The sequence below is a fragment of the Arthrobacter sp. TJ-178 genome (assembly GCF_058269275.1).
Genome location: NZ_JBZCNK010000001.1, coordinates 14,047 through 26,997 on the forward strand (window position 1 = coordinate 14,047; position 12,951 = coordinate 26,997).

A 12,951-nucleotide genomic window follows, 5' to 3' on the forward strand; every position below is an offset into this window, starting at 1 on the left:
CCCGCAGGGCAGCCCGGCACCTCGGAGCCCGGCATGAACTCCATGCCGGGCTCCTCCTACCCTGGGCGGAGACGGGCGGACGCTAGCCCTGCAGGTCAACCTCGCGGACCACCGTGGCGCCGATTTCCGTACGCAGGGTTTCCAGCACGTCCTGCGGTACGGAGGAATCCACGGTCAGCAGCGACAGCGCCTGGCCGCCCTCGGTGTTGCGGGCCACCTGCATGCCGGCAATGTTGATGCCCTTCTCCCCCAGGATCCGGCCCAGGGCGCCGATGACGCCGGGGCGGTCAGCGTAGATCAGCACCAGCAGGTGCTCGCTGATCGGAATTTCCAGGTCGTACCCGTTGACGCCCACAAGCTTTTCGATCTGCTTGGGTCCGGTCAGGGTGCCGGCCACTTCCAGCTGCGTGCCGTCCGAGAGCGCCCCGCGGATGGTCAGCACGTTGCGGTAGTCGTCCACTTCGGAGGTCTTGAGCAGACGCACCTCAATGCCGCGCTGCTCGGCCAGGACCGGAGCGTTCACGTAGGAGACCTGTTCGGAAACGATATCCGTGAAGATGCCCTTGAGTGCCGCCAGTTCCAGCGCCTTGACGTCCAGGGCGGCAATCTCGCCGGCCACCTCAATGTCGATGGCGGTCACGGAGTCGGAGGAGAGCGCAGTGAAAATCCGGCCCAGCTTTTCGATCAGCGGGATGCCCGGGCGGACCTCCTCGGCGATCACGCCGCCGGCAACGTTGACGGCGTCGGGCACCAGTTCGCCGGCCAGGGCCAGGCGGACGGACTTCGCCACGGAGACCCCGGCCTTTTCCTGGGCTTCGTCGGTGGAGGCGCCCAGGTGCGGGGTGACAATGACGTTGTCCAGGGACTGGAACGGCAGGTCCGTGGAGGGCTCCTTGACGAAGACATCCACGCCGGCACCGGCAATCTTTCCCTCGGTCAGCGCGGTGTAGAGGGCATCTTCATCTACGAGGCCGCCCCGGGCCACGTTCACCACATACGCGCTGTCCTTCATCTTTTCGAAGGCCTCGGCTCCGAGCATGCCCAGCGTTTCCGGAGTCTTGGGCATGTGGATGGTGACGAAGTCGGCCTGTTCCAGGAGTTCGTCCAGGGTCACCAGCCGGACATTCAGCTGGGCTGCGCGGGCCGGGGTGATATACGGGTCATAGGCGAGGATTTCGGTGCCGAAGCCCTGCAGCCGGGCCGCCACCAGCGCGCCGATGCGGCCCAGCCCGATGATGCCGATTTTCTTTTCGAACAGCTCGGTGCCGGTGTACTTGGAACGCTTCCATTCCCCGCCCTTGAGTGCCGCGCTGGCCTGCGGAATGTGGCGGGCCAGGGACAGGATGTGGCCCACGGTCAGTTCCGCGGCGGAGATGATGTTTGACGTGGGGGCGTTGACCACCATGACACCGGCCTGAGTTGCGGCCTTTATGTCCACGTTGTCCAGGCCCACGCCGGCGCGGGCAATGACCTTGAGGTTCTTCGCGGCGGCAATGGCCTCGGCATCCACCTGGGTGGCCGAGCGCACCAGGATGGCGTCGACGTCGGCGATCGCGGAGAGGAGCTGGGAGCGGTCGGCGCCGTCCGTGGAGCGGATTTCAAAGTCAGGGCCGAGGGCCTCGACAGTGGCGGGCGAGAGCTCCTCCGCGAGGAGTACGACTGGTTTGGTGGCAGACACCGGTGACCTCTTTAGCTGTGGAAGATTCAGGTGGGGTTTTCGCGCAGGAGGCCGGACCCAACGGGTCCGGCCTCCTTGCCGATTCGGCTTGCTTTTCGAGCCTAGCGCCTGCCTCCCGGGCGGGCGTGAATCGGTGCTTCTGTTACGGCCGGCTACCGGGAAACGGAGCCCTCGGTGTAGTCGTCATCGGACTTGATCCAGGAGAAGAGCTTGCGCAGTTCGCGGCCCGTGGCCTCGATGGGGTGGTCTTCGCCCTTTTTGCGCAGTGCCTTGAACTCCGAAGCGTCGGCGTCCTGGTCATCGATGAAGCGCTTGGCGAAGGCACCGTTCTGGATGTCTGCGAGGACAGCCTTCATGTTTTCCTTCACGCTCTCGTCAATGACGCGGGGTCCGGAGACGTAGTCGCCGTATTCGGCGGTGTCGGAGACGCTCCAGCGCTGCTTGGCGATGCCGCCTTCGACCATCAGGTCCACAATGAGCTTGAGCTCGTGCAGCACCTCGAAGTAGGCAACCTCAGGCTTGTAGCCGGCCTCGGTCAGGGTTTCGAAACCGTACTGGATCAGCTGCGAAGCGCCGCCGCAGAGCACGGCCTGCTCGCCGAAGAGGTCCGTTTCGGTTTCTTCGGTGAAGGTGGTCTCGATGACGCCGGCGCGGGTGCCGCCAATGGCCTTGGCGTAGGACAGCGCCAGTTCCTTGGCCTTGCCGGAGGGGTTCTGCTCGACGGCGATCAGGTCGGGAACGCCGCGGCCGGCTTCGAATTCGCGGCGCACAATGTGGCCCGGGCCCTTGGGTGCCACCAGGGCGACATCGACATCAGCCGGCGGCTGGATGTAGCCGTAGCGGATGTTGAAGCCGTGGCCGAAGAACAGGGCGTCGCCGGCCTGCAGGTTCGGGGCGATGTCCTCGGCGTAGACAAAACGCTGGACCTGGTCCGGAGTGAGGATCATGATCAGGTCCGCCTCGGCGACGGCGTCGGCCACGTTGAGCACGCGCAGGCCCTCCGCTTCGGCCTTGGCGCGGGACTTGGAGCCTTCCTTGAGGCCAACGCGGACGTCGACGCCGGAATCACGCAGGCTGAGGGCGTGGGCGTGGCCCTGGCTGCCGTAGCCGATAACCGCGACGGTGCGGCCCTGGATGATGGACAGGTCGGCGTCGTCGTCGTAATACATGTCAGTCACAGTGTTCTCCTACTGAGGTTTCTTGGATAAAGGTTTGGATCGGAACAGCAGCGGAAGCTAGGCGGTGCGCAGGTGCGCACGGTCCCCCATTGACTTGGCGCCGCGGCCGATGGCCAGCGTTCCGGATTGAACTATTTCGCGGATGCCAAAGGGTTCAAGCACTGCAAGGAGCGCGTTGAGTTTTTCGGCGGTGCCTGTGGCTTCAACGATCAGCGAGTCGGTGGACACGTCAACCACTGAAGAACGGAACAGCTCGGCTGCCTGGGTTACCTGCAGCCGGGTTGCGGCATCCGCGCGAACCTTGACCAAGATGTGGTCGCGTTGCACGGAAGACTCGGGAACCAGCTCAACAATCTTGATGACATTGACGAGCTTGTTCAGTTGTTTGGTGACCTGCTCCAGCAGGTCACCCTCGGCCTCGACCACCACGGTGATGCGGGACAGTCCCGGCACCTCCGAGGGGCCCACGGCCAAAGAATTAATGTTGAATGCCCGGCGGGCAAACAGGGACGCTACCCGGGTCAGGACACCGGGAACGTCTTCAACCAGTACGGAAAGGGTGTGGCGTGCCATGGCCCTAGTCCTCCTCTTCCCATTTGGGTGTCATGTTGCGGGCAATCTGGATCAGGTCGTTGGGGACACCGGAGGGAACCATCGGCCAGACCATCGAGTCGCGGCTGACCACGAAGTCGATGACCACGGGGCGGTCGTTGATCGCCAGCGCCTGGCGGATGGTGTCATCGATGTCCTCGTCCCGCTCGCAGCGCAGGCCCGCGCAGCCGTAGGCGTCGGCAAGCTTCACGAAGTCGGGAACCCGGACGGTGTCATGGCCGGTGTTCAGGTCCGTGTTGGAGTAGCGGGACTCGTAGAAGAGGGTTTGCCACTGCCGCACCATGCCCAGGGAGGAGTTGTTGATGATGGCCACCTTGATTGGGATCTTGTTGATCAGGCAGGTGGCCAGTTCCTGGTTGGTCATCTGGAAGCAGCCGTCGCCGTCGATCGCCCAGACGACGCGGTCCGGGTTGCCCACCTTGGCACCCATGGCCGCGGGCACCGAGTAGCCCATGGTGCCGAGGCCGCCGGAGTTGAGCCAGGCGCGGGGGCGCTCGTACTTGATGAACTGGGCCGCCCACATCTGGTGCTGCCCGACGCCGGCCACGTAGACGCCGTCGGGGCCGGTGAGGGCTCCGATGCGCTCGATGACCTTCTGGGGCGCAATGTGGCCGTCTTCCGGTTCGCTGTAGCCCACGGGGTAGATTTCGCGCAGCCGGTTGATGACTTCCCACCAGGGTGCGATGTCCGGGCGTTCGACGGCGAATGCGGCGCGGACCGCCTCGGTCAGTTCCGGCATGATCTCCTTGACCGAGCCGACAATCGGCACGTCCGCCGGGCGGTTCTTGGAGATCTCGGCGGGATCGATGTCCGCGTGGATGACCTTGGCACCGGGAGCAAAGGAGGAGAGCACACCGGTAACGCGGTCATCGAAGCGCGCACCGAGCGTGATGAGCAGGTCCGACTGCTGCAGGGCCGCAACGGCCGACACCGAGCCGTGCATGCCGGGCATGCCGGCGTGCTGGCGGTGGGAATCGGGGAACACGCCGCGGGCCTGCAGGGTGGTGACCACGGGCGCACCCACCAGCTCGGCCAGCTCCAGCAGTTCCGCCGAGGCGTCCGCCTTGAGCACTCCCCCGCCCACGTAGAAGACGGGACGCTGTGAGGCGGCAATCAGGCGGGCTGCCTCGCGGACCTGCTTGGAATGGCCGCGGACCACAATCCGGTAGCCCGGCAAATCGATTTTGGGCGGCCAGGAGAACATCGTCTTGGCCTGCTGGGCGTCCTTGGAAATGTCCACGAGCACGGGGCCGGGACGGCCGGTGGTGGCAATGTGGAAGGCTTCGGCCAGGACCCGGGGAATGTCGTCCGGATTGGTGACCAGGTAGGAGTGCTTGGTGACGGGCATGGTGATGCCCACGATGTCTGCCTCCTGGAAAGCGTCGGTGCCGATGAACGCACTGGAGACCTGGCCGGTAATGGCCACCATGGGAACGGAGTCCATGTGGGCATCAGCGATGGCCGTGACCAGGTTGGTGGCTCCCGGACCGGAGGTGGCAATGCAGACTCCGGCGCGGCCGGTGACCATGGCATAGCCCTCTGCGGCGTGCCCGGCGCCCTGTTCGTGGCGGACCAGGATGTGCCGCAGCTTGGTGGAGTCCATGAGCGGGTCATACGTGGGGAGGATCGCGCCGCCGGGCAGTCCGAAAATGTCCTCCACTCCGAGTTCCTCCAGAGCCCGGACGATCGCCTTGGATCCGGTCATCTCGGTGGGGGGAACCACGTTGTTGGGGCCCTGCACCCGGTTGTCCGCGGCTTCGTGCGGGGTTGATACGGAGGAGGCAACATCACGTGTCTTCGCCGTGGCTGCCTTCGCAGCAACACTGACTTTGTTGGCCATCAGCGACGGGCTGATTGGCGATCCCTTACTCATAAAGACTTCCTTACGGATACTTATTCATGTGATCTGCTGCGGCGGCCGTCCGGACGGTTAGCCCGGGCCGGCTTTTCTGCTTTGTCTGAAGCCAATAAAAAAACCCCTCGTGCCGGTTGGCTCCGTAGGGGTTCGCGCGTGACGTTCTTGCAAGCTCGGCGGTTAGGCCACGCGCTTGGTAAGGACGACGGGTACGATCTGCATGCCTTTCATCCTTCCCGTCCCCTGCGGGGGTGTCAAACTTTTGAGACTCACGTCTCACTATCTGGACATCCCGTCCGCTTTGTGGACGTCCAGTTCCCCCTGGTTCCCTACCCACCCGAAGGCGGCAGGGCTTAATAAGGCTGCAAGGCCTTAGGGGCCCCACGGGCATCCGCGCCAGCGGGTGTCCGTGGGGAGGCCTTATCAGCCGGGCAGGGCTTAATAAGGCCGCAAAGGCCTTAGGGGCCCCAAGGGCATCCGCGCCAGCGGGTGCCCTTGGGGAGGCCTTATCAGCCGCAGTACGCCCCGGTGGAGGCCGAGTTGACCAGCTTGGTGTACTTGCCCAGGACACCGGTGGTGAACTTGCCCGGCAGGGGCTTCCAACCGACCTTCCGCGCTTCCAGCTCGGCCTCGTCCACCAGCAGGTCGAAGCTGCGGGCGGCAATGTCCACGCGGATCCGGTCGCCGTCCTTCACAAAGGCGATGGGGCCGCCGTCGACCGCTTCCGGAGCAACGTGGCCGATGCACAGGCCGGTGGTGCCGCCGGAGAACCGGCCGTCAGTGAGCAGCAGGACGTCCTTGCCCAGGCCTGCACCCTTGATGGCGCCGGTGATGGCGAGCATTTCACGCATGCCCGGTCCGCCCTTGGGGCCTTCGTAGCGGATGACGACGACGTCGCCGGCGTGGATGTCTCCGTTGTCGAGGGCATCCAGGGCGCCCTGCTCGCGTTCGAACACACGGGCGGTGCCCTCGAAGACGTCGGCGTCGAAACCGGCGCTCTTCACCACGGCGCCTTCCGGAGCCATGGAGCCGTGCAGGATGGTGATGCCGCCGGTCTTGTGGATGGGGTTGTCCATGGCGCGCAGGACCTTGCCGTCCGGATCCGGCGGATCGATCTTCGCCAGGTTCTCCGCCACGGTCTTGCCGGTGACGGTGAGGCAGTCGCCGTGAATCAGGCCGGCGTCGAGCAGTGCCTTCATGATCACGGGCACGCCGCCGATCTTGTCGACGTCGTGCATCACGTACCGGCCGAAGGGCTTCAGGTCACCCAGGTGCGGAATCCGGTCACCGATCCGGTTGAAGTCCTCCAGCGTGAGGTCCACCTGCGCTTCGCGGGCAATGGCCAGCAGGTGCAGGACGGCGTTGGTGGAGCCGCCGAAGGCCATGGTGACGGCAATGGCGTTTTCGAAGGCCTTCTTGGTCATGATGTCGCGGGCGGTGATGCCCTTGCGGAGCAGGTTGACCACGGCTTCGCCGGACTTGCGGGCAAAGTCGTCGCGGCGGCGGTCTGCCGAGGGCGGCGCAGCGGAGCCGGGAAGGGACATGCCCAGGGCCTCGCCGATGCAGGCCATGGTGTTGGCGGTGTACATGCCGCCGCAGGCGCCTTCTCCCGGGCAGATGGCACGTTCAATGGTGTCCAGGTCCTTGAGGCTCATCTTGCCGGCGGCACAGGCACCCACCGCTTCGAAGGCATCAATGAGGGTCACTTCGCGCTCGGTGCCGTCTTCCATCTTGGCGAACCCGGGCATGATGGAACCGGCGTACAGGAACACGCTTGCGAGGTCCAGCCGGGCGGCAGCCATCAGCATGCCGGGCAGGGACTTGTCGCAGCCGGCCAGGAGGATCGATCCGTCCAGGCGCTCGGCCATCATGACTGTTTCCACCGAGTCTGCAATGACTTCGCGGGAAACCAGCGAGAAGTGCATGCCTTCATGACCCATGGAGATACCGTCCGAAACGGAAATCGTGCCGAACTGCATCGGGAATCCCCCGCCGGCGTGAACGCCTTCCTTGGCACCCTGGGCCAGGCGGTTCAGTGACAGGTTGCAGGGGGTGATTTCGTTCCAGGAACTGGCAACGCCGATCTGCGGCTTGGCGAAATCATCGTCTCCCATGCCGACGGCGCGGAACATGCCGCGGGCCGGGGCGGCATGGATTCCATCGGTGACTACTCGGCTTCGGGGTTTGATGTCAGGGGTATTCTCCACACTCATAGTCCCGATCTTAGGACCATTGCGATGTTTCCCGGGGGCATGTGACGGACGCGCTTCGCGGTTGTTACGGAGAGTTAAGAACGCGTGACAAGTGGATGTCCATGCGGGTGTTGCCGCCCGGGGCTTCCATCCATCGGGCCCGGTGTTCATAGACTGGGGGCATGACCTCGGCACCAGAACCCCGCAACCAGCCCTCCAGCGATGAGATCAAGGCTGCGCTCCGGCATGTGTTCGAGTCGCAGATTCCCAACTACGGCGATTACAACCTCGTGTGCGCAGGTCCCGGCGGGGACGGAGCCGACACGTTCTACGTCGTGGGCTACCGCTGGCGTCCCGCCGAGCTGGTCTTCGCACCCTTCTCCACCGGCACCCTGTCCGGTCTGGAAGCACCCACGGCAGTGAACTCGACCAACCTTTCACACACCGAGGAAGTGGAGGCCGGAGACTACGAGGTGGGGACGAACACCGGCCGCATCTTCCGTTTCCAGGTTCAGGGCAGCGCCCCGCTTCCCGATGACGGCGAGGCCGGCAGGGTCATTGAACAGGACGCCGACCTGGAGGACTTTGAGTCCTTCCTGGAGCATTTCCTGACCCTGGGCTGACTTCTCCCGGCCGGCACGGCGGCCGGTTAGGCCCAGGGGCCGGGTCGAACGAGGTTCTCGGGTTCCTCGCCGCGGGCAAGGCGGCCCACCTGCTCCTTCAGCAGCTTTTGGATGCGCGGCACAAAGGCTTCGGTGTTTCCGCCGACGTGCGGCGTGATGATGGCGTTGGGCGCCTTCCACAGCGGGTGATCGGCCGGCAGCGGCTCGGGATCCACGACGTCGAGCGCCGCATGCAGCCTGCCGGAAAGCACCTCTGCGGTGAGCGCCTCCGTGTCCACCACCGGGCCCCGGGCCACATTCACCACGAGGGAACCGTCCGCCAGTGCCGCCAGGACCTCCCTGCCGATGAGGTGCCGGGTCTCACCGGTCAGCGGCGTGATGACCACGAGCACCTCCGCGGTCCGGGCAAGCTCCACGAGTTCATCGGTTCCGTGGACCGTTCCGCGCTCATCGGTCCGGGCCCTGGTTCCTACCCGGGTCAGCTCCACTTCGAAGGGCTCGAGCCGCTGGGCGATCGCGGCGCCGATGCCGCCCACGCCGACCATCAGCACGCGGCGGTCCGCGAGGCCGGGATAACGCCGGCTGCTCCAGGTTCCGCTCTGCGCGTTCCGCACGGCGTCGTCAATGCCCCGCAGGCTGGCAAGCATCAGGGTCAGTGCCAGCTCCGCAGTGCCTGCAGCATGCACCCCCGCTGCACTGGCGACGGCGACGTCGGATCCAACCAGCTCCGGGAGCCCGTCATAACCGGTGGTCTGGGCCTGGATCATCTTCAGCCCGGGAACCCGGTCCAAGGCCTGGCGCCAATTGCGGCCGGCAGCGTACGGCAGCACGACGGCGTCGATCTCGCCGTAGTCCAGCCCCTGCGGTTCCCCCGCCAGATCCCAGACACCGGCCCGGATGCCTTCGGGCAGGGGGCGCAGCGACTCCAGGAGGTCTTCGCTGGGAACGGTAATGGTCTGCACGGGACGAAGTTGCTCACTCATGCCTGACAGCCTAGTGCCGAAGGCCCAACTGTCCGCGGACCTCTGGACAGGGGACGGAAACCAACCGTAACGTCAAAGACCGAGCCGGTAGTGCCTCACCGTCTCCCCTTCATTTCCCCCTTGTCCCCCTTTGTCCCCGCAGTGGTTTCCAGCTGCGGGAGAGTCCGGAAGAGCAGATACGTGAAACGTTCGTCCCTGTTTGCATCCGCCGCCGTTTCTGCAGCGGCACTCACCGCGGCGGCGTCGGTGCTGCGCCGGCTGCTGCACAACGGCGTGGTGGAGAAAGCCCTGCACCCGGCATTGCCGGTTACGCCTGTCCCCAGAGATTCCGTGACAGCCACAGCTGCCCAGACACCCGCGGAAACCGATTCCGGCCCTGAGGATCCCGCAGCCGGGGGCGGCGGCAGTGCCGGACTGCCGTCGCGGACCTGGCTGGTGGATAACAGCGAAGACTGGGACGGCAGCCCCGTGGAGCTCGTGGTCCCCCCGGGCACAGGCCCGCAGGCAACGGAACCGGGGGATCCGATGCCCTGAATTTCCCATCGATTTTTCTTTTGGGGAGAAGTACTGGTAGTGTTTCATGTCGTTGCGGAGAGCAAATCGAGCAGAAAAGTTCGGCTTGCACTACTAAACAAAATGCACCTCTAGCTCAATTGGCAGAGCATCTGACTCTTAATCAGAGGGTTCCGGGTTCAAGTCCCGGGGGGTGCACCAATCAAAACCCCGACTCATCGGCAGCACGCCGATCGGTCGGGGTTTTTTGTTGCCCACCTCCTTTTGCCTGCAGCCCCTGGCATGCCGGCATTCCCTGACGTCCCGGGTCGGTCTGGCCCTTGGCACCTGTCCCTTCCTCCCCGGCTCGATCATCCGCAACACACTGCCTCCTGATTGACGCCGGCCCCGAAACTGCATCCGCATCCTATGACCTGCATCTCACTGCGCGATTTAAGGCTCCCTGCGTTCGCGGAACCCATAAAATGCTGGTAGTGTTATTTGTCGTTGCGGATGACAAATCGCCGGTTTTACCGGTGAGGCGGTAACGCAGCAGATGCACCTCTAGCTCAATTGGCAGAGCATCTGACTCTTAATCAGAGGGTTCCGGGTTCAAGTCCCGGGGGGTGCACCAAAATCAAGGAGCGGCTCAGCTCGGTGAAAACCGGCGGGGCCGCTCTTTTGTTGCGCGGGCACTTTGTTGCTTCAGGCTCCAGCGCCGCACCGCGCGCCGCCGGACAAAGCAAAAGGCACGCCCCGTTGCGGGACGTGCCTTTGCACAGAAATCCTTAGGCGCTCTCGGCGGCTTTCGCGTCTGCACCGTCAACGGCTTCATCGGAGGCAGGCTCCTGTGCCATTGGGGCAACTGCTTCCTGCGGAACCACGGGAATTGGCAGGCCGGGAACATCCACAGCCAACTGCCAGCGCGGGTTTCCAAGCTCCCTGATGACATTGCGAAGCTGGCCGCGCAGCTGTTCGGACATCAGCTCCCCACCGTCAGTAAGTGTGCTCTCGATGTCCTGCGCCTCATGCAAAACGTCAATGCCCTGCGGCGTAATGGACACCATGTGGCTCCGCCGGTCCAGATCATTGCGGACGCGGACCACGTGCCCGTGAGTTTCCAGCCGGGAGAGGGTCTTACCCATTGTCTGTGCCTGAACGCGGACGATCTGAGCCAGTTGCGCCTGGGTCATGGGTCCCTGGGCGTCAAGAACTCCCAGCGCGATTACTCCCGCGTGGGTCACTCCGATTCGAACAAGCCTCTCGTTCCAGGCGTGTTCAACCAGGCGTGCCGCCGTTGACAACAGACGACCTGTGGGCCAGTGCTCCATATCGGGCATAAAACAGAACTCTTCCTTTCAGGGTGAGGATTCAGTGGCCATTCGGATAACCTACAAAACCCACCACATACTAGGATAGCCACCTTGGCCGTGCACTGTCGCCCTGTGACACAGCCGGATCTTCCATCGATACCAAGGAGTGACCTATGCCCCGCCTGTCCCCCGGTGATACTGCCCCCGATTTCACCCTTCCGGCAACGGACTCTACTTCCGTCTCACTCGAGGGTTTCCGCGGCCGCAGCACAATTGTCTACTTCTACCCGGCTGCAGCCACTCCCGGCTGCACCAAGGAAGCCTGTGACTTCCGTGACAACCTGAACAGCCTCCAGGATGCCGGGTACGCTGTCGTCGGAGTTTCTCCCGATCCGGTGCCGAAGCTCGAAAAATTCGCGGCGGCGGAGAACCTCAACTTCCCCCTGCTCTCCGACCCGGACCACGCCGTGGCCGAGGCGTACGGTGCGTGGGGCGAGAAGAAAAACTACGGCAAAACGTATGAGGGCCTCATTCGTTCCACCGTGGTGGTGGACCCGGACGGCAAGGTCGCCCTCGCCCAGTACAACGTCAAGGCCACCGGCCATGTGGCCAAGCTGTCCCGCGATCTTGGACTCGCCTAAACCTCAGGTACACTGGAGGCTGGTTTTACGGCTTTCCGCCTTAAATGCGGCGGCGGCGTAATTCCGGGCGCGAGTGGCGGAATTGGTAGACGCGCTGGATTTAGGTTCCAGTGTCTTCGGACGTGTGGGTTCAAGTCCCTCCTCGCGCACCATTGGAATGGTCCGAGACATTGTTCACGGATTAGTCGCAACATAGAAACACCCCGGTCTTCGGACCGGGGTGTTTTTCTTTTTAACCATTGTTCGCCGAGGGTGTTTGCCTAGGGAGCCGGCGACTTTGCGGCCGGATCCGCAGCCGCCGGCGGCGCGGCTCCAAAACTTTTCCGGCACTGCACCCATCCGGCTCCGCAGCCGGGCCGAAGACCTTCTGAGACCTCGCACCAAGAGGTATTCACACCAACCAGGAGGCCCCGCCGTGCGGGTCCTCGCCAGAAGGAGAAAAACAATGGCTTTCAAGACCCGCCGGAACATGTCCATCCTCGGAATCGCCGCTGTCTCCATGCTGGGCATGGCCGCCTGCAGCACCGACTCCTCCGACACCTCCTCCGACAGCTCCTCCTCGGGCATGGCTTCGGAATCCAGCATGTCCCCCTCCGCTTCCGAATCCATGAGCCCCGGCGCCGCCTCCAGCGAATCCATGAGCGCGGATCCGGCAGCCAACCTGGTGGGCGGAAGCTGCGCCGACTACGCCGCGGCAGTGCCCGAAGGAGCAGGCTCCATCGAGGGAATGTCCCTGGACCCGGTCGCCACGGCCGCCTCCAACAACCCCATGCTGACCACGCTGACCGCTGCGGTCTCCGGCCAGCTGAACCCGGACGTCAACCTCGTTGACACGCTGAACAGCTCCGAATACACCGTCTTCGCTCCCACCGACGACGCTTTCGCCAAGCTGGACGCGGCCACCCTCGAAACCCTGAAGACCGATCCTGACCTGCTCTCGAGCATCCTGACCTACCACGTGGTTCCGGGCCAGGTCACGCCTGACGAGCTTGCGGGCATGTACACCACGGTCAACGGTGCCGATGTTGAGGTCACCGGCTCCGGGGACAGCCTGATGGTCAATGATGCGGCAGTGGTGTGCGGCGGCGTGCAGACCAAGAATGCCACCGTGTACCTGCTGGACACCGTCCTGATGCCGTCGATGTAATCTCCGCGAACGGCGCGGCCCAGAGGCACGGGCAAGCAGGCCTTTGCAGCCAAAGCTAAAGGCGGATACCCCTCGCGGGGTATCCGCCTTTTGCGTGACCAAATTGTGACCCTGCCGGGAGTCCAAATACCTTTGTAATCCCCGTCACCCATTAGGCTCGGTCCATACGTATGTGTCACACGACACACATTGACCCCACGCACCGCACTGCACCCGCCTTATTGCACGGGTATCTCT

Annotated in this window: 11 protein-coding genes and 3 tRNA genes; 7 read left to right on the top strand and 7 right to left on the bottom strand. The window is 64.2% G+C overall.

The window, feature by feature from the left end:
* Positions 1-82: 82 nt before the first annotated feature.
* From serA to ilvD, 5 genes are all read right to left on the bottom strand, one after another.
* The gene (gene serA / locus AC4D2Q_RS00065; RefSeq protein WP_490944044.1) at positions 83-1,678 is read right to left on the bottom strand and encodes a phosphoglycerate dehydrogenase; all 1,596 of its coding nucleotides are present in this window, start codon (positions 1,676-1,678) and stop codon (positions 83-85) included.
* Positions 1,679-1,830: 152 nt separating this feature from the next.
* Positions 1,831-2,856, bottom strand: coding sequence for a ketol-acid reductoisomerase (gene ilvC / locus AC4D2Q_RS00070; RefSeq protein WP_490944046.1), 1,026 nt, complete (start codon positions 2,854-2,856; stop codon positions 1,831-1,833).
* 57 nt (positions 2,857-2,913) lie between these two features.
* The gene (ilvN, locus tag AC4D2Q_RS00075) at positions 2,914-3,429 is read right to left on the bottom strand and encodes an acetolactate synthase small subunit (protein ID WP_490926786.1); all 516 of its coding nucleotides are present in this window, start codon (positions 3,427-3,429) and stop codon (positions 2,914-2,916) included.
* A 4-nt stretch (positions 3,430-3,433) separates the two neighbouring features.
* A complete protein-coding gene (locus AC4D2Q_RS00080) occupies positions 3,434-5,341 on the bottom strand; it encodes an acetolactate synthase large subunit (RefSeq protein ID WP_490944047.1) in 1,908 nt (635 codons plus the stop codon).
* 491 nt (positions 5,342-5,832) lie between these two features.
* Positions 5,833-7,536 carry a dihydroxy-acid dehydratase gene (ilvD, locus tag AC4D2Q_RS00085; RefSeq protein WP_490944049.1) on the bottom strand — a complete coding sequence of 568 codons (1,704 nt, stop codon included), beginning with the start codon at positions 7,534-7,536 and terminating at the stop codon, positions 5,833-5,835.
* Positions 7,537-7,697: 161 nt separating this feature from the next.
* Between ilvD and AC4D2Q_RS00090 the strand changes: the two genes are divergently transcribed.
* Positions 7,698-8,138: a hypothetical protein gene (locus AC4D2Q_RS00090; RefSeq protein WP_490944051.1), complete on the top strand. Its 441-nt coding sequence runs from the start codon at positions 7,698-7,700 to the stop codon at positions 8,136-8,138.
* Between the two features lie 26 nt (positions 8,139-8,164).
* Here AC4D2Q_RS00090 and AC4D2Q_RS00095 read toward each other — a convergent pair whose 3' ends face one another.
* Positions 8,165-9,121 carry a 2-hydroxyacid dehydrogenase gene (locus AC4D2Q_RS00095; protein ID WP_490944053.1) on the bottom strand — a complete coding sequence of 319 codons (957 nt, stop codon included), beginning with the start codon at positions 9,119-9,121 and terminating at the stop codon, positions 8,165-8,167.
* A 180-nt stretch (positions 9,122-9,301) separates the two neighbouring features.
* On the opposite strand from AC4D2Q_RS00095, the gene AC4D2Q_RS00100 reads away from it, so the two are divergent.
* The 3 genes from AC4D2Q_RS00100 (at position 9,302) to AC4D2Q_RS00110 (ending at position 10,247) form a co-directional block, all read left to right on the top strand.
* Entirely contained in the window at positions 9,302-9,655 is a 354-nt protein-coding gene (locus AC4D2Q_RS00100) for a hypothetical protein (protein WP_490944055.1), read from the top strand.
* Between the two features lie 104 nt (positions 9,656-9,759).
* A tRNA-Lys gene (locus AC4D2Q_RS00105) sits at positions 9,760-9,835 on the top strand.
* Positions 9,836-10,171: 336 nt separating this feature from the next.
* A tRNA-Lys gene (locus AC4D2Q_RS00110) sits at positions 10,172-10,247 on the top strand.
* Between the two features lie 154 nt (positions 10,248-10,401).
* Here AC4D2Q_RS00110 and AC4D2Q_RS00115 read toward each other — a convergent pair.
* Positions 10,402-10,944, bottom strand: a complete 543-nt coding sequence (locus tag AC4D2Q_RS00115) for a MarR family winged helix-turn-helix transcriptional regulator (protein WP_490945681.1) — start codon at positions 10,942-10,944, stop codon at positions 10,402-10,404.
* A gap of 155 nt (positions 10,945-11,099) precedes the next feature.
* Between AC4D2Q_RS00115 and bcp the strand changes: the two genes are divergently transcribed.
* The 3 genes from bcp to AC4D2Q_RS00130 all read left to right on the top strand — a co-directional run bounded on the left by bcp (position 11,100) and on the right by AC4D2Q_RS00130 (position 12,714).
* Complete coding sequence (gene bcp, locus AC4D2Q_RS00120) at positions 11,100-11,567, top strand: thioredoxin-dependent thiol peroxidase (RefSeq protein WP_490944057.1); 468 nt, start codon at positions 11,100-11,102, stop codon at positions 11,565-11,567.
* Positions 11,568-11,634: 67 nt separating this feature from the next.
* Positions 11,635-11,719, top strand: a tRNA-Leu gene (locus AC4D2Q_RS00125).
* A gap of 293 nt (positions 11,720-12,012) precedes the next feature.
* The gene (locus tag AC4D2Q_RS00130) at positions 12,013-12,714 is read left to right on the top strand and encodes a fasciclin domain-containing protein (RefSeq protein ID WP_490944060.1); all 702 of its coding nucleotides are present in this window, start codon (positions 12,013-12,015) and stop codon (positions 12,712-12,714) included.
* Positions 12,715-12,951: the final 237 nt, after the last annotated feature.